This is a genomic window from Phycisphaerales bacterium, from assembly GCA_040217175.1.
GTDB lineage: Bacteria > Planctomycetota > Phycisphaerae > Phycisphaerales > UBA1924 > JAHCJI01.
Window position 1 is genome coordinate 18,160 of the sequence record JAVJNT010000001.1, and the last position, 23,893, is coordinate 42,052.

Consider the following 23,893-nt stretch of genomic DNA (forward strand, 5'->3'; position numbering starts at 1 on the left):
TCTCAAGTCCCGGATAGACGCGTACTTACGCGAGCGTTCAGCATGACACCCGTTCGGCCAGAGAATCCGAGCCCGCCCGAGCCCGGTCAGCCGAACGAGGCGGCGGTGCGCGAGCACGTCGAGCGGGTGCTCTCGGCCCCGGAGTTCAGTCACTCTCACCGGATGCAAGCGTTTCTGCGGTTCGTCGTGGAAGAGACCCTCGCTGGTCGAGGCGAGATGTTGAAGGCCTACACGATCGGGGTCTCGGTCTATCGCAAAGATGCGGGATTCGACCCGAGCACGGATCCGATCGTCCGAGTCGATGCTCGCCGCCTTCGCCGAAAGCTCCAGGCGCACTATGCAGATGCCGGCGCGGGAGACAAGCTGCGAATCGACGTGCCGAAGGGGCAGTACGCGCCGAGGTTCAAGTGGGTGAAGCGCGACCCGACCGAACTACAGATCGACTCGAAGGCGAGTGATCGTCCGGTGGTGCTCGTCCTTCCGTTCGAGAATCTGAGCGACGACCACGAGCAGCTCTTCTTCTGCGAAGGACTCACCGATGAGATCATCAACGAGCTGTCACGCTTTCCTGACGTCGAGGTGCTGGGGCGCCAAACGTCATTCAGGCTCTCCGACGAGCGCCGAGATCTCAGGCTTGTGTCCGGCGAGGTCGGCGCAAGGTTCGTCCTTTCCGGAACCGTGCGCCGAGGACCTGAAAGATTCCGTATCAACACGAGCCTGGTCGACGGCACCGACGGGAAGCAGGTGTGGGCAGAAAGCTACACGAGGGATGTGACCGCGCAGGACCTTATTGAAATCCAGGACGAGATCACGCGCAGTGTTGCGGCGAAGGTGGCCGAGCCGTACGGCGTCATTCCACGGCTCCTCACCGAAGACGCTCATCAACGAAGATCCGAGAGCCTGACTGCGTACGAGTGGGTGCTCCGGTTCTATCGGTATTGGGCGGAGCCGCTGCCGGATCGATACCACGCACTGCGGGACAACCTTCCGACCGCGATCGAGCTCGATCCCGCGAACGCGTCTATCAGGGCGGCCTATTCGCTCTTGTCCGCAGACGCCGTTCGCTTCTTCAGAGATGCCACGAAGAGCCGAGGAGAGTGGCTCGGCGGTGCGGTCGAGTCCGCTCGACGCGCGGTCGAGATCGACTCGGAGTCGGCGTTTACCTTCCAGGCGCTCGCGACCGCACTCTTTCACTCCAAGGACATGGCCGGCTTCGAACGAGCCGCGGCGCAGGCGGTCAGGCTCTGCCCGAACCACGCAAACCTACTCGCGGACCTCGCCGTGCTCAAGATGTGTCTTGGTGAATGGGACGAAGCGTCTTCGATGACAAGTCGGGCGATCGACCTCAATCCGCATCATCCCGCGTGGTATCGCGTTGTGCCGTGCTTGTGCGCGCTGATCGAAGGCGACCTGGACAGTGCCTTGTACCATGCTCGCTCGCAGATCACGCCTGGCCTGACACTCACGCGAGTCAACGCGGCCATCGTGTACGACGCCGTCGGAGACAACTCGCGCGCGAAAGAGGAACTCAAGCGTGCGGCGGATGAGCAGCAAGGCGCGCTCGGTTCGTTTCTACTGGAAGCCACCGACATCTGGAACATGCACCCCAGGATTGCCGAGCGCTACCGCTCGCTCGCTGCGCAGGCCTGAAGGGGAGGCTGTCACCGGCTGGGGCGTTCAACGCAGCAGGCACCGCAGTCCCGAGACGGTCCAGCGTCCGTGGAGCGTGCACGGCATTTGGGTCGAATCTGCACGCCAAAAGGTCGTTTCGTCGTACCGACGATCTAGTGCATGACTCAGCTGAGTCTCGTAAGTGCTTGATTTATCGAGACTTTGAAAAGCGGGTGATCGGGATCGAACCGACGACATTCAGCTTGGGAAGCTGACGTTCTACCACTGAACTACACCCGCCAGCGGTTGCTCGAGTATATGCGATGCCGCTGCTGGTCTCCTGGCGGGCTAGTCGTCGAACAGCGCGGCACGTTCCGAGGCCGGTCGCGTGGGTGCGTCTACGCCTACGTGAGTAGCACCCGGCTCGGTCAATTCCCGGCCGCGGCGGTGCCGCGCGACGAACCCGAGCTTGAGCAAGAAGGGCTCGACCATGTCCTCGAGCGTGCCGGGGTCCTCGTTCATGGTGGCGGCCAGGGCTTCGAGGCCTACGGGCCCGCCCTTGTAGGTCGTGCCGATGGTCCGCAGGTACGTGCGGTCGAGCTCGTCCAGGCCCAGCGCGTCGACGCCCTCGAGCGACAGGGCCTCGTCGACCGTGCCCGCCGTCGCGGTGCCGTCCGAGCGGACCGACGCGAAGTCCCGCACCCGGCGCAGCAGCCGGTTGGCGATGCGCGGCGTGCCCCGGCTGCGGCGCGCGATGGCATCGATGGCCGACGCCTCGATCGCCAGGCCCAGCAGGCCCGCGCTGCGCTCGACGATGGCCGCCAGCTCGGCGACCTCGTAGAAGCGAAGGTGGTGGATGAGCCCGAACCGGCTGCGCAAAGGCGCGCTCAACAGGCCCGCCCGTGTCGTGGCCCCAATCAGCGTGAAGGGCTTGCACTTGATCTGCACGGTCCGCGCGTTCAGCCCCGCGTCGAGCGTGACGTCGACGCGGAAGTCTTCCATGGCTGGGTACACGAACTCCTCGACGGCCGCCGGCGTGCGGTGGATCTCGTCGATGAAGAGCACGTCGCCAGACTCCAGGCGCGTCAGCGCAGCAACCAGATCGGTGCCCCGCGAGAGTGCCGGCCCGCTGGTGACGTGCACCTTCGTGCCCATCTCGGCGGCGATGACGTGCGCCAGCGTGGTCTTGCCCAGGCCGGGCGGGCCGTGAAGCAGCACGTGATCGAGCGACTCGCCACGACCGCGTGCCGCTTGCACCGCGATTGCCAGCCGTTCGAGCGTGTCGCGCTGGCCTACGTACTCGGCAAGGCGTTGCGGCCGCAGGGCCCAGCCGGCGTGCTCGTCGGCGATGTCGGTGGCGGTGGGGGCGATCACTCGATCAAGGGCCATTCGGCGGCTCCTTCCGCGGAGGTGTGGCTCGAGCGAGTTATAGGTTCGTTCGGGCGAGGCCGTCGGAGCAACCATTCACGGAGTGGCGGTCGGCAGGCCCTTGCGTTGCCACAGGTCCAGCAGGTCGGGCTGGGTCGATGGCGTCCACCGCGATCCGTCGCCTCGATCGCTGCCGAGGAATCGCGATCGTTCGTCGTACAGAGAGATCGACGTTGCCTCGTCACCCAACGCGGTGCTGAGTTTCCAGTCGGCGGCGCCCCGTGCCTGTTCGAGATCGAACTGGCGATAGCGCACGCTGGTATCGCCGCTGGAAAAGGCGTACACGCCGTAGCTGGCCTTCGCACCGCTACCGATGAGCAGCTGCGGGAGCAGGTAGAACTCGACCTGGTTGACGTAGCCGCGCGGCGGCACCACGGGCTTGAGCGTGTTCGACGTGATGCCCCGCCGAGCGACGCTCATGTCTTCGCCGACGCGCACGCCGAACTCACTGTTGACGATGGGCTTCTGATCGCCCTGGCGGAAGGTCGTCGACGCGGTCCACGCTTCGGTCTCTCGGTCGAGGCTCATGAAGCAGATGATGCGCGTGTCGATCAGGTTCCACGAGCCGCCCAGCGTGCGCTCGATCATCCGCCCGTCCATCTGGACGAGGTATCCCTCCTCGTGCTCCTCATCGCTCCACGACGCCTCGCTGCGCTCGGGGTTGATCTGCCCGCGCGTGCCCTTCCAGCCGCGGATGCGCCGATAGCCGCGCTCGGTATCGTCCATCTCGAGCCCGGTGGCCGAGGCGACGCTGAGACGGTCCCAGCGGTTGTCGATCTGCTCGAGTGCACGAAGGTAATCGGCCTCAGTGAGCGTTGAGAGGAGCGCCTCGGTCGTTTCGAGCGCCACCGCCCGTCCCATTGCGACCTCCGAGTTGCCCGAGAATCGAGCACTCCGCAGCACGGCGAGATAGGCCACGCGCGCCTCCCGCTCGTCCGTCGGGTCGCACATCAGGTCGAAGCTGACCATTTGCCCGGCTCCGGCGTCCACCAGCGTGTACATCCGGATCCGTTCCTTGTCGGCGTCTGGGAAGGCCACGTAGAACCGCGACGCGGGCCGGCCGGCGACCGTCAGACCGGTCTCGCGCAAGAGCACGCGGGCCTTGCTTTCGATGGCTTCGGTGCCGGCCTGGTCGACGCGGTAGCTCCCGAGGAGGTTGTCCAGCACCCGTTCGGTCAGGTCGTCGACGCGGAGGCCACCGCCGGCCCGGCCCGGCCCCTCACCCGGCCGGGCGGCCCGACGCTGCGGCGCCTGGACGATCATGAACCAGTGACCAAGGGTCGGGCTCACCTCGATGGTGGGGACATCCCCCCTGTCGGCCCGGAACGACGCCGCATCCTGAGGGATCTCGAACTCGAGACCGACGGGGTCGAGCGCCACGGGCTCGTTGGCCATGATGACGCTCGAGGGCCCGGCCTGGATCGCGAAAGCAGGCGTTGTCAGCCCGGTCGCGAGCGTAACCGACAGCGCCGCTGTGGCAAGACGGACGAATGTGGCCAAATCCGTGCGTGTCATCCGCCCCTCCTTGGGTCGCCTGGTCGATCGCGGGTCCGCGACTGCCGAAAAGTCTCTTATAGAGGATAGGGCCCGCCCGGATCGACGCCCGATCTTCACATTCCTGCGGCCGGCCAGTTGACGGGGATGCGAAACGATCTATCCTTCTCTCCGCGCCGGTGGCGGGGGCTGCGGCCCCTTTGGCGCGGGTCAGTGCCTCCCGGGGTTTCCGGGCGGTTGACGCGAAACCCAGCAGGCAGGAGGTTGGCCGGCTCATGCAAGGCGGTCGCATTCGAATTCGGATGGAAGCGTACGACCACATCGCCCTCGATGCTTCGGCACGAGAGATCGTGGATCACGCCAAGCGGACCAACGCCCGAGTGGCCGGTCCGGTCCCCCTGCCGACTCGCATCGAGCGGTACACGGTGCTCCGTGGCCCGTTCATTGACAAGAAGAGCCGCGAGCAGTTCGAGATCCGCACGCACAAGCGGATCATCGACATCCACGAGCCCAACGCCCGCACGGTCGAGGCGCTGAACAGGCTGGTGGTGCCCGCGGGTGTCTTCGTGAAGATCAAGGCCTGACGCACCTTTCGAGGGCTCGGGCGACGAATAGGACTCATCGCTTCCTCTGGCCGGCGAGCCACGAAGCAAGGAACGGACGATCATGGCAGGCGGAAACAACAAGCTGGGACTCATCGGTCGCAAGATCGGCATGACCCGCGTCTACGAGGACGGCGTGTCCATCCCAGTGACGGCCATCGAGGTGCAGCCCGCGGTGGTCACCCAGGTGCGCACGCCCGAGCGTGACGGCTACTCGGCCATCCAGATCGGTGGCGACGACGCCCGCCCCCGCCGCGCCACGTTCCAGATCATGGGCCACGACCACAAGGCCGGCACCGGCCCCAAGGCCGTGCATGCCGAGTACCGGATGGACGAGGCCGAGGCCGGCGAGTTCGAGCTGGGCCAGACAATCTCGGTCGACCACTTCCAGGGCTTCAAGTTCGTGGACGTGACCGGCACCAGCAAGGGCAAGGGCTTTGCCGGCACCATGAAGCGGCACAACTTCAAGGGCATGCGCGCCACGCACGGCGTGGAGCGCAAGCACCGCTCGCCCGGATCGATCGGCGGCCATGCCAACAACGCAGGCATGAGCGGCCGGATCAAGAAGGGCAAGAAGATGAACGGCCAGATGGGCAACGAGCGCGTCACCGTTCGCAATCTCGACGTCATCCGGGTGGAGGCTGACCGCAACCTGCTGCTGGTGAAGGGCCCCGTGCCCGGCGCTAACGGCGGCGTGGTCCACATCCGCCCGGCGATTCGCTTGCGGCCGAGCAAGGCCGCCGCCCAGGAAGCCGCCGCCGGCTGATTCGGGCACGCAGGAAGATGGACGCTCCCTCGACGAGGAACATCGTCGAAGGAGCGGCCCGGAGGGTCGCGAGTCGCGAAACCGCCGGGTAAGGACAAGAAGGTCGGGGCGCCGCTCACTCGGCGACGCCCCGAGGAACAGACGGCCGAGTCTGATCCGAGTCCGCTCCCGCCATGCCTCGTTGGCCTGGTGGGGAGACGATCCCGAGAGGGGCGGACCGGTGCGGCAGGCGACACCTCCTCGGTAGTGAGAGGGTCGCACAGGCGTCAGGAGCGAGCACGATGGATGTGCCGGTCTACAACATGAAGGGCGATTCGGTGGGCTCGATGTCCATCGATGAAGCCGTCTTGGGCGGGTCCTTGAACCCCGAGCTCATCAAGCAGGCGTACGTCTGCTACCACGCCAACCTGCGTCAGGGTTCGGCTCGCACGAAGGGCCGCGGCGAGGTCGCCGGTTCGACGCGCAAGATCTACAAGCAGAAGGGCACGGGCCGTGCACGCCACGGCAACAAGAAGGCCCCGCAGTTCCGCAAGGGCGGCCACGCGCACGAGAAGCGTCGCACCCGCGAGGACTACCACCAGACCATGCCCAAGAAGATGCGGCGCAAGGCGAACCTGAACGCCCTGCTCGCCAAGCTGGTCGACAGCGAGGTCCGCGTCGTCGACAGCCTGAGCTTCGACAAGCCCTCGACCAAGGCGATGGCCGACCTGCTCAAGGCCCTCAAGATCGATCGAACCGTGCTTCTGGCGTTGCCCGAGGGCGCCATCGACGCCCGCCTGAGCGCCCGCAACATCGACGACATCACGATGTGCCGCAGCGACCAGCTGACCGCGTGGAACCTGCTCAACAGCCGCTACGTGATCATCGAGAAGGCCGAGCTCGAGGCCTTCCTGGCCGGCCCGCACACGCAGGTCGGCAAGGACGCCAAGACCGAGCCCCGTGGCCGCGATGCCGCCCAGGCCGCAACCACCGAAGGGGAGGCCGCCTGATGCACCCGAGCACCGTCATCAAGAAGCCGATCGTCACCGAGCGCAGCACCGCTGCGATGGCCGACGAGAACCGCTACACGTTCCTGGTCGATCGCCGGGCCGACAAGACGAGCATCAAGCGTGCCGTCGAGTCGCTGTACGGCGTGAGCGTGCTGGGCATCACCACCCAGGTCCGCAAGGCTCGCGAGCGTCGGCTGAAGTACGGCTACGTGCAGGCACCGCCGACCAAGAAAGCCATCGTGCGGCTGGCCGAGGGCCAGACCATCGACCTGTTTTGAATCGGGCGTAGGCAACGACTGAGTATCGGAGATTTTCAATGGCCATCCGTGTCTACAAACCAACCTCGCCCGGCCGGCGCAACGCCTCGGTCAACCTCCATGTGGAGGTCGACAAGAAGCGCCCCGAGAAGTCGCTGCTCAGCCCGATCAAGAAGACGGGCGGCCGCAACCACACCGGCGTGATCACCGTGCGCGGCCGCGGCGGCGGCGCGAAGCGGATGTACCGCAAGATCGACTTCAAGCGCAAGGACCGCGACGGCATCGCGGCCAAGGTCATCGGGATCGAGTACGACCCCAACCGCACGAGCCACATCGCGCTGCTCGAGTACGCCGACGGCGTGAAGCGCTACGTCATCGCGCCGAAGGGCCTCAAGACCGGCATGACGGTGCAGACCTCCAGCGACTCGGCGGTCGAGCCCACCGTTGGCAACTGCATGCCGCTGCGGTTCATCCCTTCGGGCATGGAGGTGCACTGCATCGAGATGTCGCCGGGCAAGGGCGCGCAGCTGTGTCGGTCGGCTGGCTCGTCGGCCCGCCTGACCAACCGCGAGGGCAAGTACGCCACGCTGGTGATGCCCTCGGGCGAGACGCGTCGCGTGAGCCTGGACTGCCGGGCGGTGGTGGGGGCCGTGGGCAACAGCGACCACCAGAACCGCCGCCTGGGCAAGGCCGGCATCTCGCGGCACCTCGGCCGCCGGCCGATCACCCGCGGCGTGGCCAAGAGCCACCATGCCCACCCGCTGGGCGGTGGTGAGGGCCGCAGCAAGGGCAACCGCACGCCGGTGAGCCCTAGCGGCGTGGACGCCAAGGGCGGCGGCACCCGCAACAAGAAGCAATACAGCACGCAGCTGATCATCCGTCGCCGCCGCAGCAAGCGGTACGGGCAGCTGTCCAAGTGAGTATCGAGGTAGGTTTCGAGAGGCCGGTGGTGCGAGTGAGCATCGGACGCACGAGCAGGAGCGTGAAGCATGGGTCGTAGCCTCAAGAAGGGTCCGTTCGTCGACGAGAAGCTGTACACGAAGGTGATGAAGCAGCAGGAGTCGGGCGAGCGCGAGCCCATCAAGACCTGGGCCCGCCGGTGCACCATCGTGCCCGAGTTCGTGGGCCACACGTTCCAGGTGCACAACGGGCGTGCGTTCCTGGAGGTGTTCGTGACCGAGGACATGGTGGGCCACAAGCTCGGCGAGTTCTCCCTGACGCGCACCTTCCGGGGCCACACGAACAAGAAGGAAGGCATCAAGTCGGGCAAGTGAGCCCGGCGTGAGCCGACAGCGGATTTCAGACTTTCGACTCGATGCACGACAGGAAACGGACGACTTCGGAGATCCATCGGTGAGACTGCGTAGCGATCAACTCAAGAAGTTTGCCGACGAGGCCGGCGCCAGCGTCGAGGCCCTCGCCGAGGCCGTCCGTCCGCTCGGGCTGCCCGGCGCCAAGGCCGACAGCGCGGTGCGCAACTGGCTGGCGGGAAGGCCCAAGCCCACGTGCAAGGCGGCGCACATCCGCGCCCTGGCCCGCGTGGTCAACGCCGAGCCGCGGGACATCGCCCGCTTTGTCAGCGAGGTCCGCTTCCACCGCGGCAGCACGCAGAAGGCGCGGCTGGTTGCCGACCTCATCCGCGGCAAGTCGGTGGACGAGGCGCTCAACCTGCTGAACTTCAGCCAGAAGCGCGCCTCGGACAACATGTCCAAGGCCCTCAACGCGGCCATCGCCGACGCCGAGCAGGCCGACGCGGACGTGACCGAGCTCTTCGTGGTCGAGAGCCGCGTGGACGAGGGCCCGCAGATCAAGCGGTTCCGCCCCAAGGACCGCGGCCGGGCCCACCCGATCATCAAGCAGACCAGCCACATCACCGTGGGCGTCCAGGAGCGAGCGTAATGGGACAGAAGATCCACCCCTTCGGCTTCCGCCTGGGAGTCACCGAAGCCCACCGCAGCCGCTGGTACGCGCCCAAGGCCATCTACGGCGAGCTGCTGGTCGAAGACCAGAAGATCCGCGAGTACCTCGACAAGCGGCTCAACCGCAACCCGGGCCGCCCGCACGCTGCCGTCGCGAGCGTCGAGATCGAACGCACGCGTGAGGAGCTTGTCGTGCTCATCCGCACGGCCCGCCCGGGCGTGGTGATCGGCCCCAAGGGCGCCGAGGTCGAGCGCATGACCGAGGAGCTGCAGCTCATGACGGGCCGCAAGGTCTCGATCAAGATCATCGAGATCAAGAACCCCGATATGAGCGCCCAGCTCGTGGCCGCCAACGTGGCCGAGCAGCTCAGCCGCCGCAGCAGCTTCCGCCGCGTCGTGAAGATGCGGGCCGAGAGCGTGATGCAGAACGGCGCCAAGGGCGTGAAGATTCAGATCTCGGGCCGCCTGGGCGGGGCCGAGATGAGCCGTCGCCTGGACGTGCGTCTGGGCGCGCTGCCGCTCTCGACGCTGCAGGCGAACATCGACTACGGCTTCGAGGAGGCCCGCACCACGGCCGGCCGCATCGGCGTGAAGGTGTGGATCTACAAGGGCGAGTACGAGGCCCAGGACGAAGAGACGACCTCGAAGGCCGCGGGCGCCCGCGTTCGCAGCCGGGGTCGCAGGTAAGAAGGACGCAGGAACAACCGGCCCTCCGAGTGTTCGGTCGGTCGTCAGGAAGGGTTTGATCGATGCCACCGTACAAGATCCCAAAGCGAGTGAAGTTCCGCAAGGAGTTCCGTCGCGTCCGCGATCGCAAGGCGACCAAGGGCAACTACGTCGCGTTCGGCGACTACGGGCTGCAGGCGCTCGAGGGCTGCTGGCTCAAGAGCAACCAGATCGAGGCGGGCCGCATCGCGTCGACGCACTTCCTGAAGCGTCAGGGCAAGCTGTTCATCCGCGTGTTCCCCGACAAGCCGGTGAGCAAGAAGCCCCTCGAGCAGCGCATGGGCAAGGGCAAGGCCGACGTGGATTACTGGGCGGCGCGCGTTCGCCCCGGCACCATGCTCTACGAGCTGGCCGGCGTGCCCGAAGAGATGGCCCGCGAGGCGATGAAGCGCATGGCCATGAAGATGCCCGTTCGCTGCCGGTTCGTCAAGCGTCGGACCACCGTGGGCTAAGAAGCTGGATCGAGGGGCCGCTTGGTTCCTGGAAGTGAGTTGCGGGCCCCGCGGGGCACCGAGTTGGAGAAGGCGTCATGACCGGCGAAGAAGTTCGCAAGCTCGACAACAACGAGATCCAGGCCGAGCTCGTCCGGCTGCGCAAGCGCCTGTTCCAGCTGCGCGTGCAGGCGGCCACCGAGAAGGTCGAGGACAACAGCGAGTTCTCCAAGACCCGCAAGGACATCGCACGCCTGATGACCGAGCGTTCGGCCAGGCAACACGCCAAGAAGGCCGGCTAGGTAGGGATCGGATCGCGGTTCGGGCACACCGACTAGAAGAGAACGTACACGCATGAGCGACAACACCGCCAGCACGACGCAGACCGAGAAGGCCAAGGGCGCCCGCGTGGGCGAGGTGACGACCGCCGGCCGCGACAAGACCATCAAGGTCGTCGTGAGCTACGTGGCCAAGCACCCCAAGTACGGCAAGTACGTCCGCCGCCGGACGATCCTGCACGCCCACGACGAGGGCAACCAGGCCCAGGTCGGCGATCGCGTCGAGGTGGTGCCGTGCCGGCCCATGAGCAAGACCAAGTCGTGGAAGCTCGCCCGCGTATTGGAGCACTCCAAGGGCTGAGTGGCCGACGCCGCTCAAGGCCGACAGGGTCGGAATCGAGTCTCGCACGCCCGCCAGAACAGGGCACGTAGGAAGTAGCAAGCCATGCTTCAGCAAGAATCACGATGCGAAGTCGCGGACAACTCGGGGGCCAAGGTGGCCTACGTCATCCGCGTCTACGGCCGGACGAGCGCCAGCGGTAACAACACCCGCCCGGCGGCCGGCGTTGGCGATCGCGTGCTCATCTCGGTCAAGAAGGCCCTGCCCGGCGCCGACATCAAGCCCGGCGACATGTCCAAGGCGGTCGTCGTTCGTACGGCCCGCAACACCCGTCGTGCCGACGGCTCGTACGTGAAGTTCGACAGCAACGCCGTGGTGCTCATCAACCCCGATGGCAACCCCCGCGGCACGCGCATCTTCGGGCCGGTGGCCCGCGAGCTTCGCGAGAAGAACTACATGAAGATCGTCTCGCTTGCTCCGGAGGTGGTGTGATGGCCCGGCATATCCGCAAGGGTGACAACGTGATCGTGACCAGCGGCGACAACAAGGGCCGCACGGGCGAGGTCATGCGCATCGATACGGCCCGCGACCGCGTGTACATCAAGGGACTGAACCTGCGTACCCGCAACGTCAAGCCCACGCGCATCAATCCCGAGGGCGGCCGCGTGACCAAGGAAGCCCCCTTCCACATCTCCAACGTCAGCCCGGTGGTGGACGGCAAGCCGACGCGCGTCCGCTTCCCGACCGACGGCGACGGCAAGAAGCAGCGTGTGGCGGTCCGCGGCGGCAAGGTGCTGGCCGTCGAGGCGCGGCGCAAGGGCGGCGAGTCGGCAAGCAAGGACACCCTGTAACCCAGCGGTTCTCCGGAAGGACTGATACGAGATGGCCAAGAACAAGCCCAACCAGGACGACCCCGCCATCAAGGCGGCCGCCGCGCCCCGCGAAGGGATGCAGCGCCTGCGCAAGCGCTACCTCGAGGACGCACGGGCCGAGGTGACCAAGCAGTTCGGCGTGACCAACCCGATGGCGATGCCGGTGCTCGATCGCATCGTGATCAACGTCAACATGGGACGCTTCCTCGACGGCCCGAAGATTCCGCCGAACGTCCGCGCGACGGTGGTCGACACGCTCACGCAGATTACCGGCCAGAAGCCAGTCGTGGTCAAGGCCAAGAAGAGCGTCTCGAACTTCAAGGTGCGCGAGGGAATGGAGACCTCGGCGATGGTCACGATGCGTGGCGATCGCATGTGGGACTTCCTCGATCGGTTCATCAACCTGGCCACTCCGCGTATCAAGGACTTCCGCGGCGTCTCGGACTCGTCCTTCGACAAGGCCGGCAACTACTCGCTGGGCCTGAACGAGCAGGGCGTCTTCCCGGAAATCAACATGGCCAACGTGACGTTCACGCACGGCATGAACATCAACTTCGTCTTCCGCAACTCGGACAAGGCCAAGAGCAGGGCCGTGCTCGAGAGCCTGGGCATGCCGTTCCGCAAGCCCGCCCCGCCGAAGAAGAAGGCCAGCTGAGACAGATCAGGACCACCAAGGCGGCCGGCAGGGCCACCGGGAGTGAAGCAGAAGTATGGCGACCAAGGCACAGATCGCAAAGAGCAACAAGACGCCCAAGTACTCGACGCGCACCGTTCGTCGGTGCGAGCTGACGGGGCGGTCTCGCGGGGTGTACCGCAAGTTCCGCATCAGCCGCATCATGCTCCGCAAGCTCGCCCACGAGGGCAAGATTCCGGGCATGCGGAAGGCAAGCTGGTAGGTCTTTCAGGCGACGAGGCTCTTTCGTCAGGCACAGCGCCGGCCCGAGACACGGGCATAAGCGGCGGTCAGGTAAGGCTCGAGCCCCGTGGGGCCGGGCAGGAGGTCATCGGAAGCGATGTCGGTCAACGACCCCATCTCGGACATGCTCACGCGGCTCCGCAACGGCCTGCGAAACCGCAGCCGCAAGGTGGACTGCCTGAACAGCAAGGTGTGCCGCGGCGTCGCCCAGGTCCTCCAGGACGAGGGCTACGTCGAGGGCTTCGAAGTGGTCGACGACGGCCGCCAGGGCATCCTTCGGGTGTCGCTCCGCTACGGCTCGGCCGGGGAGCCGCTGATCGCTTCGCTGACGCGCGTCAGCAAGCCGGGCCGCCGCGTCTACAACGGCGTCGACGACCTGCCCCGCCCGCTGCAGGGCATGGGCATCGCGGTCGTGTCGACCAGCCGGGGCGTGATGAGCGATCGCAAGTGCCGCAACGAGCGCGTGGGCGGCGAACTGCTGGCGGTGGTCCAGTAAGCCAAGGGCATGAACCGGCCGCCGGCGATTCGGCGAGCCGAGGAGGTTGATTCGCAATGTCACGCATCGGCAAGAAGCCCATCTCCGTGCCCAAGGGCGTCAAGGTGAACGTCGACGGCCAGACCGTGCGCGTCGAGGGCTCCAAGGGCTCGCTCTCGCACGAGGTCCACCCGCTGGTGAGCGTCGCCTGGGACGAGGGCGAGCAGACGCTGTCGTTCGCCGTGCCCGAGGGCAAGGAAGGCGACCGCCGGGCCAAGAGCCTGTGGGGGACCAGCCGCTCGATCGTCGAGAACAACATCCTCGGCGTCAGCCAGGGCTACACCAAGGTGCTCGAGGTGCAGGGCGTGGGCTACACCGCGTCGGTCGAGGGCAACCGCCTGAAGCTGATCGTCGGCTTTGCCAACCCGATCTTCAAGGACATCCCCCAGGGCGTTGACGTGAAGGTCGAAAAGCAGACCGTGACGGTGACCGGCTACGACAAGCAGTCAGTGGGCCAGTTCGCCGCCGAAGTGCGTGCGACCCGCAAGCCCGAGCCGTACAATGGCAAGGGCATCAAGTACAGCGACGAGACGATCATCCGCAAGGAGGGCAAGACCGCCGGCGCGTGATGCCCGGTGGGTCCGCCGGCCCCTGCGAGGGTTCCGGCTGGTCGTGGTTCTCGACAGTGGTTCCGGTTCTTTTTGAGGTTCTGACGCAATGGACAGGCAGCAAGCAAAGCAAGCACGCCGCACACGCCGCCGCATCGGCATCCGCAAGCGCGTCTCGGGCACGGGCGAGATCCCACGCCTGAGCATCTATCGCTCGCTGCGGCACGTGTACGCCCAGGTGGTCAACGACCTGGACGGCACGACCATCTGCGCCGCCTCGACGATGGACAAGGGATTCAAGGGCGACGGCACGGGCAACGCCGAAGCCGCCAAGGCCGTTGGCACGCTCATCGCCGAGCGTGCGAAGGCCAAGGGCGTCGAGAAGGTTGTCTTCGACCGTGGCGGGTTCCGCTACCACGGGCGTGTCAAGGCGCTGGCCGACGCGGCCCGCGAGGGCGGATTGAAGTTCTGACGAATTCGGGGCGCTCGCGCGAGCCGCCCCGTGGATATGGAAACGAGGGCGCTCCATGCCTGAGATGATCGACGAAGCCGGGCAGATCGAATCGACCACGGTCAACATCTATCGCACCGCCGCGACGGTGAAGGGTGGCCGGCGCTTCAGCTTTGGAGCGCTCGTGGTCGTGGGCGATCGCCAGGGCAAGGTGGGCTACGGCTACGCGAAGAGCACGGAAGTGCCCGTGGCCATCGAGAAGGCCCAGCGCAAGGCCCGCCGCAGCATGGTGACCGTCAAGCGTCTGGGCACGACCGTGCCCCACGAGGTCGAGACGAACTTCTCCGCCTCGACCATCCGCCTGATCCCGGCCACGCCCGGTACCGGCATCGTGGCCGGCGCCACCGTTCGCGCCGTGCTCGAGATGGCCGGCTACAGCGACTGCATTACCAAGAGCATCGGCTCGGGCAACAAGCTCAACGTCGTCAAGGCCGTCGTCGACGGGCTGGCGAAGATGCGGCTGACCGAGGACGTGGCCGCGAGCCGCGGCGTGGAACTGGGCGACTCGGTCATCCAGCAGCGCATCGATCGGGCCCGTGCACTCACCGGCGCCGGCATTGGCGCGAGCACCGAGCCGTCCGCCGATGCGTCTGATTCGTCCGACGACGCCGACAAGGCCAGCGATAACTGATTGATCTCGACGGGCCTCGCGTTGGAGCGGGCCAGGGAGTTTTGAAGCCATGATGATCCACGAGATCACGTCCCAAGCGGGTCGCTACAAGCAGCGCAAGCGCGTCGGCCGAGGCCAAGGCAGCGGCGGCAAGCGCGCCGGCCGGGGCCAGAAGGGCGCCGGCAGCCGCCGTGGCCACTCCACCCTCCACCAGTTCGAGGGCGGGCAGATGCCCATGTTCCGCACGATGCCCAAGTTCGGCTTCACGAACGTCAAGTTCAAGACGCTGTTCTGGATCGTCAACATTAAGGACATCGTCGAGCACGAGAGCTTCAAGAGCGGTGGCGAGGTCAACGCCCAGTCGCTCATCGATGCCGGCCTGATCCGCGATACCAGCCGCGACGTCAAGATCCTGGGCAACGTGCCCGAGGGTGGCCTGAAGACCAAGCTGACCGTGAACGTCAGCCGCGTCAGCGGATCGGCCCGGAAGATCATCGAAGACGCCGGCGGAGCGGTGACCGAGAGCGGCACGCGTCGCGATCGCGTCCGCGGCATCGATCGCAACAGCGACGACAAGACGCCCAAGAACCTCACCAAGAAGCTCCGGCGGCCGAACCTCGAGCGTCGCCAGGCGTCCAAGTCCAAGAAGTAACGCGTCGGGCCGTCCCCTCTGGCCGGCCGAACGGCGGGCTTATGATGGGTCCGGCCGCGAGACGCCGGCGGAGTATCGATGATCCAGGCCCTGCTCAACGTATTCCGAATCGCCGAGCTGCGAACCAAGGTGCTGTTCACCCTGGGCATGCTCGCGGTCTATCGCATCGGAATGTGGATTCCCCTGCCGGGGGTCAACCAGGAAGCGCTCAAGCTGTCGGCCGAGCTCCAGCAGGAGGCCGGCGGCGCCCTGGGTCGCGCGATGAGCTTCATGTCGGTCTTCAGCGGCGGGTCGCTCTCGCAGTCGACGATCTTCGGCCTGGGCATCATGCCGTACATCTCGGCGGCCATCATCTTCCAGCTCTTGGGCTCGGTGCTTCCCAGCCTGAAGGCGCTCAAGGAAGAGGGCCCGACCGGCCAGCAGAAGATCCAGGAGTGGACGCGCTACGCCACCGTGGGCCTGTGCATCGTCCAGGCCATCGGCTGGCTCTACTACATCTCCCAGCAAGCCGGCCCCGGCGGCGAGATGATCGTGTACGGCCAGTGGCGCCAGAGCCCGCTGTGGTGGGTCATGGGCGTGACGGTGCTGACCGCCGGCACCGTGTTCCTGATGTGGCTCGGCGAGCAGATCGACCGGCATGGCATCGGCAACGGCATGTCCATGATCATCATGGCCAGCATCTTGGCCGGCATGCCGATGGCGGTGAGCTGGGTCATCAGCAACTTCAACCCCCAGGCCCCCGACGGCCTGAACTGGATGAGCATCATCCTGCTCGTCGGTGGCTTCGTCGGCGTCGTGGCGGGCTCGGTGCTCATGACCGTCGCCCAGCGGCGCATCCCCATCCAGCAGGCCAAGCACACCCGCGGCCGGCGCACCTACGGCGGGCAGCGCAGCTACCTTCCGCTGCGCGTCAACCATGGCGGCGTGATGCCGATCATCTTCGCCAGCTCGCTGATGATCTTCCCATCGGTCATATTCAGCGGCATCTCGGAAGCCACCCAGCAGAGCGGCGGCATCCTCTTCACGCTGTCGAACTGGTTCGGCGATGCGCTCAACTACGGCCAGTTCCCCTACATCATGCTGCACGTCCTCATGGTGTACTTCTTCAGCTACTTCTGGATCACCATCCAGTTCAACCCTGAAGAGATCAGCAAGCAGATGCGCGATCATGGCTCGTTCATCCCGGGCCTGCGTCCCGGTCCGCGCACGGCCGAGTACCTCGAGGCGGTCATGGAGCGGCTGACGTACGTCGGCGGCGCGTTCCTGGCGGTCATCGCGGTGCTGCCGATGCTGGTGAGCGTGGCCATGGGCGTGCCCTTCCACGTCACCCAGTTCCTGGGCGGCACAGGGCTGCTCATCGTCGTCGCGGTGATCCTCGACTTCGTGCAGCGCATCGAGGCCAACCTGCTCATGCGCAACTACGCCGGCTTCCTCGGCGGGCAGGACGGCACGGGCAAGGGACCGAAGCTCCGCGGCCCGCGGTGATCGACCGAGGCCACCGCCTTCGCGGACCGCAGCTCTATACCCAAGGCGACCTCGCCGCACTCGAACGTGCGGCTCGTCTTGCGCGCACCATCATGGATGAACTGCTCCGACTCGTCGCCGAGGCCGTGACACCGCTCGACATCGAACGCGAGTGCCGGCGTCTCGTGGTCGACGCAGGCGGAGAGCCCGTCATGGCGCACGTCGTCATCGATCAGGGCGAGCCGTTTGGCGCGTCGTGCTCGGTCTGCGTCGACGATACGGTGACGCACGCCAGGCCCGATGACCGTCCGCTTCGGCCGGGGCAATTCGTCACGATCGACCTCATGCTCGGGCTCGATGGCTGGCACGCGGACGTGGCCGACACGGTGGTCGTCGGTGGTGGGGGGCATCCGCTGCTCGACGCCCTTGATGCCGTTTGGAGTGCAGGCATCGGAGCGATCGGGCCCGGAATTCCGTGGGCGAGCGTCGCGAACGCGATGGCGGCAGCGGCGGAAAGCCACGGCGTCCAGATTGTCCGCGGCCTGGCCGGCCACGGCATCGGACTCGCGCCGCATGAGCTTCCCGTCTTGCCGCTCGCTCCAGCAGCGGCCGACCCGCAGGTCATCCTCCGACCTGGAATGGTCTTCACGCTCGAGCCGGCCATCACGTCTGGCATCGGGGATACCACCGATTCGGAGGATGGGTGGGCCATCAAGACGGCGGACGGGGCTCCGGCCGCCGCTCGCGAGGCGGTCATCGCGGTCGAAAGCGACGGAATCCGCATGCTCGGCGGGCCCTGATCTGATGACTCTGGCGAGCCGGCGGGGTACAATCCCCTTCGCACCGGGCCGTAAGCGGGTGCGTGATGGTATCGTTGTCGGCCCTGTGGTAGGCCATTGTCAGTGCGAGGTGCCCGATGAAGGTGAAAGCAAGTGTCAAGCGGCGGTCGAAGGACTGCCAGATCGTGCGCCGTCGCGGCCGGGTCTACATCATCAACAAGAAGAACCCCCGCTTCAAGCAGCGCCAGGGCTGAGAAACCTCTGAACTGGCCCGGGGCCAGGGAGTACACGCGTGCCGCGTATCGCAGGTATTGACATCCCAGACCGCAAGAAGATCTACTACGCCCTGCAGTACGTGCACGGCATCGGTCCGAAGTACGCCGCGGACATCCTGACCGAGGCGCAGATCGATCCGAACCGCCGCGCGAACGACCTGACCGAGCAGGAGGTCGCCCAGATTGGTGCGATCATCGACAACAACTACCTCGTCGAGGGTGCGCTGCGTCGCCAGGTCGGCCAGAACATCCAGCGCCTGAAGGACACGCGTGCCTACCGCGGCGAGCGTCACCGTCGTGGCCTGCCCGTGCACGGCCAGCGCACGCGTTGCAACGCCCGCACCCGCAAGGGCCGCAAGAAGACCGTGGCCGGCAAGAAGGGCGTCAAGGGCTAAAGCGCCCGCATGGGCACGACACTTATCGCCAGCTTCCAGCCCGCAAGGGAACTCGAAGTGGAAGCGATTGGAGCGAACTGAATGGCGAAGAAGACCAAGAAGGTCCGCAAGAACGTCGTCCGTGGCATCATCCACGTCAAGGCGACCAGCAACAACACGATGATCACCATCACCGATACCAACGGCGAGACCCTCGCCTGGGATTCGGCTGGCACCATCGGCTTCAAGGGCGCCCGCAAGGCCACGCCGTTCGCGGCGACTCGCGCGGGCGAGAGCGTGGGCCAGAAGGTCCGCAAGATGGGCATGAGCGAGGCCGAGGTCCGCATCCGCGGCACCGGTGGCGGTCGCGAGGCAGCCGTCAACGGCGTGGTCTCGACCGGCATCCGCGTGACGGCTATCGAGGACCACACCCCGGTGCCCCACAACGGCTGCCGCCCGCCGAAGAAGCGCCGCGTCTGATTCGCACGCACTGAACGTCCCGGCCCGTGGCGTGCAAGCCCCGGTCTGGCTTGTCTGAAACGAAGCGCACCCGGACAGCAGGAACGCCCGCCAGCGTGGTCGGTGGCGGCGGGCGGATCCGAGAGCCGAGCGAGCGCAGGCCTGATTCGCCACCCGCCGACCGTGCTCGCTCGAGCAGAAAGAGGTATGCCCATGCGTGTTCGCTGGCGTGGTCTCGAATTGCCCACCCACGTGGTGTCGGATCCCAAGTTCAACAACTCCACCTTCGGCCGGTTCACCGTCGAGCCCTTCGAGCGCGGCTTCGGCACGACCATCGGCAACAGCCTGCGGCGCATCCTGCTCAGCTCGATCGAGGGCGCCGCCGTCACGGCCGTCAAGATCAAGGGCGCGAGCCACGAGTTCGAGACGCTGCCCGGCGTGCTCGAGGACGTCACCGACATCGTGCTGAACATCAAGAACCTGGTGCTGAAGCTCGAGGGCGACGAGCCCCGCGTCATGCACCTGGCCGCCCAGGGCCCCGGCGAGGTCACCGCCGACCTGATCGAGGCCGATACCAACGTCAACATCGTCAACAAGGACCTCGTGCTGTGCACGCTCACGAGCGAGGTCGACTTCGAGATGGAGCTGCACGTTGCCAAGGGCCGCGGCTACGTGCCCGCCCAGGAGCACCTGAGCCGCCGCGACGAGCAGGACATCGGGCTGATCGCCGTCGACTCGATCTTCAGCCCCGTGCACCGCGTGCGGTACCACGTCGAGGACACCCGCGTCGGCCAGCGCACCAACTACGACAAGCTGAGCATGGACATCTGGACCGACGGCACGATCACGCCCGAGATGGCGCTGGTCGAGGCTGGCAAGATCCTCCGCAAGCACCTCAACCCGTTCGTCCAGTACTTCGAGCTGGGCCAGGAGCGCGTCAGCGAGGAGGCCGCCGCGGCCGCCGGCGTCGACGAGGGGCTCATCCGCAAGCTCAACCTGCCCATCAGCGAGCTTGAACTCTCCGTCCGGGCCAGCAACTGCCTGGAGAGCGCCAAGCTCTACACGGTCGGCCAGGTCATCATGCAGACCGAGAGCGAGCTGCTCAAGCTCCGCAGCTTCGGCCGCACGAGCCTCCGAGAGGTCAAGAAGAAGCTCACCGAGATGGGCCTGGAGCTCGGCATGGACCTGCCCGAGGGCTACCAGCCGGAAGTTGTGCAGCTGTAGGCGTGCTACTATCGGGGCCCGGCTCGTCGAGACGACGCGTCCGGGCCCGTTTGGTTTTTTGAAGGATTCCCGTCATGCGTCACCGCAAAGCAGGCTTCAAGCTCGGCCGCACCCGCTCGCACCGCGAGGCGATGCTGCGCAACATGGCCGCCTCCCTTTTTGAGCACGGCCAGATCGTCACGAGCGTGCCCAAGGCCAAGGCGCTCCAGCCGCTGGTCGAGAAGATCATCACCAAGGCCAAGAAGGGTGACCTCCACAGCCGCCGGCAGGTCATCGCCATGCTCGGGCGAGACCGCAAGGCCTTCGACTGGATGTACGTGCCCAAGGGCGCCGACGAGGCCTTCAAGCAGCGCATCGCCGACCAGCGCGAGCGCACCGAGAAGTTCTTCGACATCCCCGGCGAGGACCAGGTCGAGCGCAACCGCTACGGCGAGCTGCGCAAGGCCCCGCGCCTCGTCCGCCACATCTTCGAGAACGTCGCCCCGCGTTTCGAGCACCGCCAGGGCGGCTACACCCGCATCGTCCGCATCGGCTACCACCGGCTGGGCGACGCCACCGAGATGTGCGTGATCCAGTTCGTTGGCGCCGAGGAGGGCCCGGAGATCGGCGGCAACCCCAGCCGCCGCCGCCGCCAGGCCGACAAGCGCAGCGCCTTCAACGCCAAGCTCCGCAAGGACCGTGGCGGTGAGAAGACCGGCGAGAAGAAGGCCGAGGCTGCCACGGCGGAGCCAGCTGCAAACGAAGCGGAGTCCGGAGATTCGGATTCCTGAACAGTCGATGCTATGAAGAACAAAACCGCGTGCTCCTGCACGCGGTTTTTCGTTTGCGATAGGAGCGGAGCCCAGGCCTACTTGCCCTTGGACCGCTCCAGCTCCGCGTATGCGTTGTGGCTGTGGATGCTCTCGAAGTTCTCGCTGCTGATGGCGTACCACCGCACGCGGTCGTCCTTGTCGAGCGCGATCGCCAGATCTCGGATGATGTCCTCGACGAACTTCGGGTTGTCGTAGGCGTGCTCGGTGACGTACTTCTCGTCGGGCCGCTTGAGCAGGGCGAAGACCTCCAGCGAGCTCGCGCCCTCGCAGATCTCGACGAGGTCCTCGATCCACATCTCGCCGGTGAAGCGCACCGAGGCGGTGATCTCGCAGCGCTGGTTGTGGGCGCCGTACTCGGAGATCTCCTTGCTGCACGGGCACAGGCTGGTGGCCGGGGCGGCGACGGTCATGATGAAGTCGTCGTCGCCGTTGGCCGTGCACGAGAACGTCACCTTGTAGTCCATCAGGCTCTCGATGCCGGTGACGGGCGCCTTCTTCTTGACGAAGTAGACGAAGCTGGCCTCGATGTGGGCTTCCTTCGCGTTCAGGCGGTCGCGGATGGCCCGGGCGATGCCGGGGAACTCTTCGGGCGTAATGGGCTCGCACGCGTGGCTCTCGAGCACCTCGATGAAGCGGCTCATGTGCGTGCCCTTCTGCGTGTGCGGCAGGGCGACGTACATCGAGATGTCGGCGATCGAGCCCTGCTCGCCGCCGGCCCGCGTGCGCAGGCGGATGGGGTAGACCACCTTCCGCACGCCCACGCGGTCGATGGCGATCTCGCGTGGATCGGCGCTCGACTGCATGTCGGGCATGGAGGCGTTGGCGGGGTTCTGGGTCGTGCTCAAGGTCAAACCTCTTCCGGCATCAGGTTCCGGCTTTCTATTCCGGCGATCAAGACGGCCTCAGCCCTCGGCCCGCTTCACGATCGAAGCGGCCCAGGCGAGCCCGATGGGTGTTCCCAGGAGCGCGCCGGCCGCCCAATCGAGCGGCGTGACGCGGACGATGCCCGGCAGGGCCTGGGCGTAGGCCGACGCCAGGGCTGAGTCGGCGGCGACGGTCGCGAAGGCGTACGCGGGCGCGGCGATGGCCAGCAGCGCCGCGGCGCCGATCGCGCCGATGGCCGGCGCCTTGACGTCCACGAGCTTGGCAAGGACCGCGATGACGACCGCGGCAACCGCGGCCGCGGCGATGACCTGGCCCTTGATGTCGGTGACCGCCAGCACCCATGCGACCGCGGCGCCGCCGGCCACCGCGATCGCGATGGCCCCGAGCGTCCGGGGCGAGAACGCCAGCGTCTTCTCGGCCTCCATGGCCTCGATCGACTGCGGGGTGATGTGCTCGCCGGGGACGGGCACGTGCCGCTGGGCCGCCAGGGTGACGACGACGCCCACGCCGATCAGGCACAGCGCCACCACGACGCCCTCGGCCACGAGCAGGCCCCAGGGTCCGTCGCCGAAGGCCGAGATCGCCGAGACGATGCCGGCCGACATGCCCGCCATCCAGGTCATGACGATGCCGGCGCACGTGAGGCCGGGCCGCAGCCCGCAGCGGTACGCCGCGACGCCGCCGATGGCTGCGGCCAGGGCCGAGCCGAAGACCAGCGAGAGCACGCCGACGACCGGGCTCGCCGAGGCAAGGGCCGTGCCGGCCGATCCGTCGGGTGCGTCCGACAGGCTCATGAGCACGCCCGCGATGGGGCCGATCACGACCAGGGACAAGATGTAGAGGCTCCAGCGGATCGTCGCATCGACCATGGTTGCTCCGGCGGATTCGACCCACTACGCCCGAGTGGCGAAGGGAGAACCCGGTCCGATGGTGGATTGTTGCCGGCTTTCTGGCCACATCGACCCCCGAGCGGCCAAGGATCGGAGCAACCAGTGGAAAACGGGGGAGACCACCCACGATGCGCACGACGCCGCCCGAATTCGACCAGAGCGACCGATCGGCCCACCCGTGGTCGATCGCCGAGCCCGGGTCGTGGACGGAACTGGCCGAGTCGACGGCGTTCGTCTTCCGCGCCGGCGGGCTGGCGCTGCACCCGGTGACGCTGGCCTTGGCGGGCGTCGCGGCGCTGTCTGCCTCGTGGGCCCTACCGATCAGCCACGAGTCGCTGCTGCCGTGGCTGGGCGAATCCGGCTTCTGGGGCACGGTCTGGGCGTGGTCTCGGCTGCTGTGGGTCGTGCTGGTCGCCTGCGTATGCGGTGTCGCCGCGGCACGGGTGATCGCGGCACGGCCGACGCGGGCCGAAGTGTGGGGGGCTCTTCCGCCCATGCTGGCCAGCGCCGGGCTGTGCGTTTCGACGTACGTCGCCGTGCTGCTCGGCGCGATGTTCGCGGCGTGGCTGGGCGTCGCGGTGGGGGGCTGGTTCGACAACGCCTTCGGCGCGGCGCTCGCCTCGCTGGTCGTCTTTGCCTGCTTGCTCGCGGGCGTCGTGGCGACCCTCTTGCTGCTGCTGGCGATTCCCGCGATCGCGACGAATGACGCCGACGCGCCCGACGCGATCCAGCGCGCAGCGGCCCATCTCATCGCCCGCCCCGGACTCTCGCTGGCGATGCTGGTGCTCAGCGCCGGGATCACCGGAGCCGTCGTATTGGTTGCGCTCTCACTCCTTTCGATCGCCTCCGCGGCGGCCCTCGACGGGTTCGAGCCTGCTCCGGTCCTCGTGTGGCTGCCGAGCACGATCGGGCTCTTCGCGACGCTGGCCGTGCTCTGGGCGGCCTTGACGCAGACGGTGCTCACGCTGCGCGAAGTGGTCGATCGCGAGGATCGTGCCAGTTGCTGGGATCCGGCGCCCCAGGCCGAGGCCATCCACCGGGCGATCGAGGCCCGGGCCGCCATCCGTCGTGATTCGGGCGGCGACGAGCAGTCGGCCTCGTAGCCGTCGTCAAACCAGCCAAACGAAGCCGGCGTATCGGTTGTAACGTCGGACCGAGCGGGCACGCTGCGTTCGATCGGCCTGCAATTCGCACCTGAGTCGAGAGATGCCCGCGAATCTCCGATGATCGGATGAAGGAAGGATTG

The 23,893-nt window shown here is 66.8% G+C and carries 33 protein-coding genes and 1 tRNA gene; 29 read left to right on the forward strand and 5 right to left on the reverse strand.

Going from position 1 to position 23,893, the window contains the following annotated elements:
- Nucleotides 1-105 precede the first annotated feature (105 nt).
- Nucleotides 106-1,650 (forward strand): hypothetical protein, encoded by a 1,545-nt coding sequence (locus tag RIA68_00075; protein MEQ8315829.1) that lies wholly within the window; start codon nt 106-108, stop codon nt 1,648-1,650.
- A 189-nt stretch (nt 1,651-1,839) separates the two neighbouring features.
- Here the strand turns inward: RIA68_00075 and RIA68_00080 are convergent.
- The 3 genes from RIA68_00080 to RIA68_00090 all read right to left on the reverse strand — a co-directional run bounded on the left by RIA68_00080 (nt 1,840) and on the right by RIA68_00090 (nt 4,554).
- Nucleotides 1,840-1,911: transfer RNA gene (locus tag RIA68_00080), tRNA-Gly, on the reverse strand.
- A gap of 48 nt (nt 1,912-1,959) precedes the next feature.
- Nucleotides 1,960-3,000 (reverse strand): Holliday junction branch migration DNA helicase RuvB, encoded by a 1,041-nt coding sequence (ruvB, locus tag RIA68_00085; GenBank protein ID MEQ8315830.1) that lies wholly within the window; start codon nt 2,998-3,000, stop codon nt 1,960-1,962.
- Nucleotides 3,001-3,075: 75 nt separating this feature from the next.
- Complete coding sequence (locus tag RIA68_00090; GenBank protein ID MEQ8315831.1) at nt 3,076-4,554, reverse strand: hypothetical protein; 1,479 nt, start codon at nt 4,552-4,554, stop codon at nt 3,076-3,078.
- Nucleotides 4,555-4,808: 254 nt separating this feature from the next.
- On the opposite strand from RIA68_00090, the gene rpsJ reads away from it, so the two are divergent.
- The 27 genes from rpsJ (at nt 4,809) to rplQ (ending at nt 20,830) form a co-directional block, all read left to right on the forward strand.
- A complete protein-coding gene (rpsJ, locus tag RIA68_00095; protein ID MEQ8315832.1) occupies nt 4,809-5,117 on the forward strand; it encodes a 30S ribosomal protein S10 in 309 nt (102 codons plus the stop codon).
- An 82-nt stretch (nt 5,118-5,199) separates the two neighbouring features.
- Complete coding sequence (gene rplC, locus RIA68_00100; GenBank protein MEQ8315833.1) at nt 5,200-5,901, forward strand: 50S ribosomal protein L3; 702 nt, start codon at nt 5,200-5,202, stop codon at nt 5,899-5,901.
- 281 nt (nt 5,902-6,182) lie between these two features.
- A complete protein-coding gene (gene rplD / locus RIA68_00105) occupies nt 6,183-6,890 on the forward strand; it encodes a 50S ribosomal protein L4 (GenBank protein ID MEQ8315834.1) in 708 nt (235 codons plus the stop codon).
- Nucleotides 6,890-7,168 carry a 50S ribosomal protein L23 gene (rplW, locus tag RIA68_00110; GenBank protein ID MEQ8315835.1) on the forward strand — a complete coding sequence of 93 codons (279 nt, stop codon included), beginning with the start codon at nt 6,890-6,892 and terminating at the stop codon, nt 7,166-7,168. Before rplD ends, rplW begins: the two co-directional genes overlap by 1 nt.
- A gap of 38 nt (nt 7,169-7,206) precedes the next feature.
- The gene (gene rplB, locus RIA68_00115) at nt 7,207-8,067 is read left to right on the forward strand and encodes a 50S ribosomal protein L2 (protein MEQ8315836.1); all 861 of its coding nucleotides are present in this window, start codon (nt 7,207-7,209) and stop codon (nt 8,065-8,067) included.
- Between the two features lie 69 nt (nt 8,068-8,136).
- Nucleotides 8,137-8,421, forward strand: a complete 285-nt coding sequence (gene rpsS, locus RIA68_00120) for a 30S ribosomal protein S19 (GenBank protein ID MEQ8315837.1) — start codon at nt 8,137-8,139, stop codon at nt 8,419-8,421.
- Between the two features lie 289 nt (nt 8,422-8,710).
- Entirely contained in the window at nt 8,711-9,046 is a 336-nt protein-coding gene (gene rplV / locus RIA68_00125) for a 50S ribosomal protein L22 (protein MEQ8315838.1), read from the forward strand.
- Nucleotides 9,046-9,753, forward strand: a complete 708-nt coding sequence (gene rpsC, locus RIA68_00130) for a 30S ribosomal protein S3 (GenBank protein MEQ8315839.1) — start codon at nt 9,046-9,048, stop codon at nt 9,751-9,753. Before rplV ends, rpsC begins: the two co-directional genes overlap by 1 nt.
- Before the next feature lie 62 nt (nt 9,754-9,815).
- Nucleotides 9,816-10,244 (forward strand): 50S ribosomal protein L16, encoded by a 429-nt coding sequence (gene rplP / locus RIA68_00135; protein MEQ8315840.1) that lies wholly within the window; start codon nt 9,816-9,818, stop codon nt 10,242-10,244.
- A gap of 77 nt (nt 10,245-10,321) precedes the next feature.
- Nucleotides 10,322-10,525, forward strand: a complete 204-nt coding sequence (gene rpmC, locus RIA68_00140) for a 50S ribosomal protein L29 (protein MEQ8315841.1) — start codon at nt 10,322-10,324, stop codon at nt 10,523-10,525.
- A 52-nt stretch (nt 10,526-10,577) separates the two neighbouring features.
- Entirely contained in the window at nt 10,578-10,862 is a 285-nt protein-coding gene (gene rpsQ, locus RIA68_00145) for a 30S ribosomal protein S17 (GenBank protein ID MEQ8315842.1), read from the forward strand.
- An 84-nt stretch (nt 10,863-10,946) separates the two neighbouring features.
- Entirely contained in the window at nt 10,947-11,333 is a 387-nt protein-coding gene (gene rplN / locus RIA68_00150; protein MEQ8315843.1) for a 50S ribosomal protein L14, read from the forward strand.
- Nucleotides 11,333-11,692 carry a 50S ribosomal protein L24 gene (gene rplX / locus RIA68_00155; GenBank protein MEQ8315844.1) on the forward strand — a complete coding sequence of 120 codons (360 nt, stop codon included), beginning with the start codon at nt 11,333-11,335 and terminating at the stop codon, nt 11,690-11,692. Before rplN ends, rplX begins: the two co-directional genes overlap by 1 nt.
- 31 nt (nt 11,693-11,723) lie before the next feature.
- Nucleotides 11,724-12,368, forward strand: a complete 645-nt coding sequence (gene rplE, locus RIA68_00160) for a 50S ribosomal protein L5 (GenBank protein ID MEQ8315845.1) — start codon at nt 11,724-11,726, stop codon at nt 12,366-12,368.
- 55 nt (nt 12,369-12,423) lie between these two features.
- Entirely contained in the window at nt 12,424-12,609 is a 186-nt protein-coding gene (locus RIA68_00165) for a type Z 30S ribosomal protein S14 (GenBank protein MEQ8315846.1), read from the forward strand.
- Nucleotides 12,610-12,726: 117 nt separating this feature from the next.
- Nucleotides 12,727-13,125: a 30S ribosomal protein S8 gene (rpsH, locus tag RIA68_00170; protein ID MEQ8315847.1), complete on the forward strand. Its 399-nt coding sequence runs from the start codon at nt 12,727-12,729 to the stop codon at nt 13,123-13,125.
- Nucleotides 13,126-13,181: 56 nt separating this feature from the next.
- The gene (rplF, locus tag RIA68_00175; protein ID MEQ8315848.1) at nt 13,182-13,733 is read left to right on the forward strand and encodes a 50S ribosomal protein L6; all 552 of its coding nucleotides are present in this window, start codon (nt 13,182-13,184) and stop codon (nt 13,731-13,733) included.
- 88 nt (nt 13,734-13,821) lie between these two features.
- Complete coding sequence (gene rplR / locus RIA68_00180; GenBank protein ID MEQ8315849.1) at nt 13,822-14,184, forward strand: 50S ribosomal protein L18; 363 nt, start codon at nt 13,822-13,824, stop codon at nt 14,182-14,184.
- A 55-nt stretch (nt 14,185-14,239) separates the two neighbouring features.
- Nucleotides 14,240-14,854 carry a 30S ribosomal protein S5 gene (gene rpsE, locus RIA68_00185; GenBank protein MEQ8315850.1) on the forward strand — a complete coding sequence of 205 codons (615 nt, stop codon included), beginning with the start codon at nt 14,240-14,242 and terminating at the stop codon, nt 14,852-14,854.
- A gap of 49 nt (nt 14,855-14,903) precedes the next feature.
- Nucleotides 14,904-15,485, forward strand: a complete 582-nt coding sequence (rplO, locus tag RIA68_00190) for a 50S ribosomal protein L15 (protein ID MEQ8315851.1) — start codon at nt 14,904-14,906, stop codon at nt 15,483-15,485.
- 78 nt (nt 15,486-15,563) lie between these two features.
- Nucleotides 15,564-16,970, forward strand: coding sequence for a preprotein translocase subunit SecY (gene secY, locus RIA68_00195; GenBank protein ID MEQ8315852.1), 1,407 nt, complete (start codon nt 15,564-15,566; stop codon nt 16,968-16,970).
- Nucleotides 16,967-17,749 carry a methionyl aminopeptidase gene (locus RIA68_00200; protein MEQ8315853.1) on the forward strand — a complete coding sequence of 261 codons (783 nt, stop codon included), beginning with the start codon at nt 16,967-16,969 and terminating at the stop codon, nt 17,747-17,749. The genes secY and RIA68_00200 overlap by 4 nt, the downstream gene beginning before the upstream one ends.
- A gap of 116 nt (nt 17,750-17,865) precedes the next feature.
- On the forward strand, nt 17,866-17,982 hold the full coding sequence (ykgO, locus tag RIA68_00205; GenBank protein MEQ8315854.1) for a type B 50S ribosomal protein L36: 117 nt from the start codon (nt 17,866-17,868) through the stop codon (nt 17,980-17,982).
- Between the two features lie 38 nt (nt 17,983-18,020).
- On the forward strand, nt 18,021-18,398 hold the full coding sequence (rpsM, locus tag RIA68_00210) for a 30S ribosomal protein S13 (GenBank protein MEQ8315855.1): 378 nt from the start codon (nt 18,021-18,023) through the stop codon (nt 18,396-18,398).
- An 81-nt stretch (nt 18,399-18,479) separates the two neighbouring features.
- The gene (rpsK, locus tag RIA68_00215; protein MEQ8315856.1) at nt 18,480-18,857 is read left to right on the forward strand and encodes a 30S ribosomal protein S11; all 378 of its coding nucleotides are present in this window, start codon (nt 18,480-18,482) and stop codon (nt 18,855-18,857) included.
- A gap of 192 nt (nt 18,858-19,049) precedes the next feature.
- Nucleotides 19,050-20,060, forward strand: coding sequence for a DNA-directed RNA polymerase subunit alpha (locus RIA68_00220; protein MEQ8315857.1), 1,011 nt, complete (start codon nt 19,050-19,052; stop codon nt 20,058-20,060).
- A 74-nt stretch (nt 20,061-20,134) separates the two neighbouring features.
- On the forward strand, nt 20,135-20,830 hold the full coding sequence (rplQ, locus tag RIA68_00225) for a 50S ribosomal protein L17 (protein ID MEQ8315858.1): 696 nt from the start codon (nt 20,135-20,137) through the stop codon (nt 20,828-20,830).
- 77 nt (nt 20,831-20,907) lie between these two features.
- Here the strand turns inward: rplQ and folE2 are convergent, their stop codons facing one another.
- Nucleotides 20,908-21,717 carry a GTP cyclohydrolase FolE2 gene (gene folE2, locus RIA68_00230; protein MEQ8315859.1) on the reverse strand — a complete coding sequence of 270 codons (810 nt, stop codon included), beginning with the start codon at nt 21,715-21,717 and terminating at the stop codon, nt 20,908-20,910.
- 57 nt (nt 21,718-21,774) lie between these two features.
- Nucleotides 21,775-22,626: a hypothetical protein gene (locus RIA68_00235; GenBank protein ID MEQ8315860.1), complete on the reverse strand. Its 852-nt coding sequence runs from the start codon at nt 22,624-22,626 to the stop codon at nt 21,775-21,777.
- Between the two features lie 149 nt (nt 22,627-22,775).
- On the opposite strand from RIA68_00235, the gene RIA68_00240 reads away from it, so the two are divergent.
- On the forward strand, nt 22,776-23,750 hold the full coding sequence (locus RIA68_00240) for a hypothetical protein (protein MEQ8315861.1): 975 nt from the start codon (nt 22,776-22,778) through the stop codon (nt 23,748-23,750).
- Nucleotides 23,751-23,893: the final 143 nt, after the last annotated feature.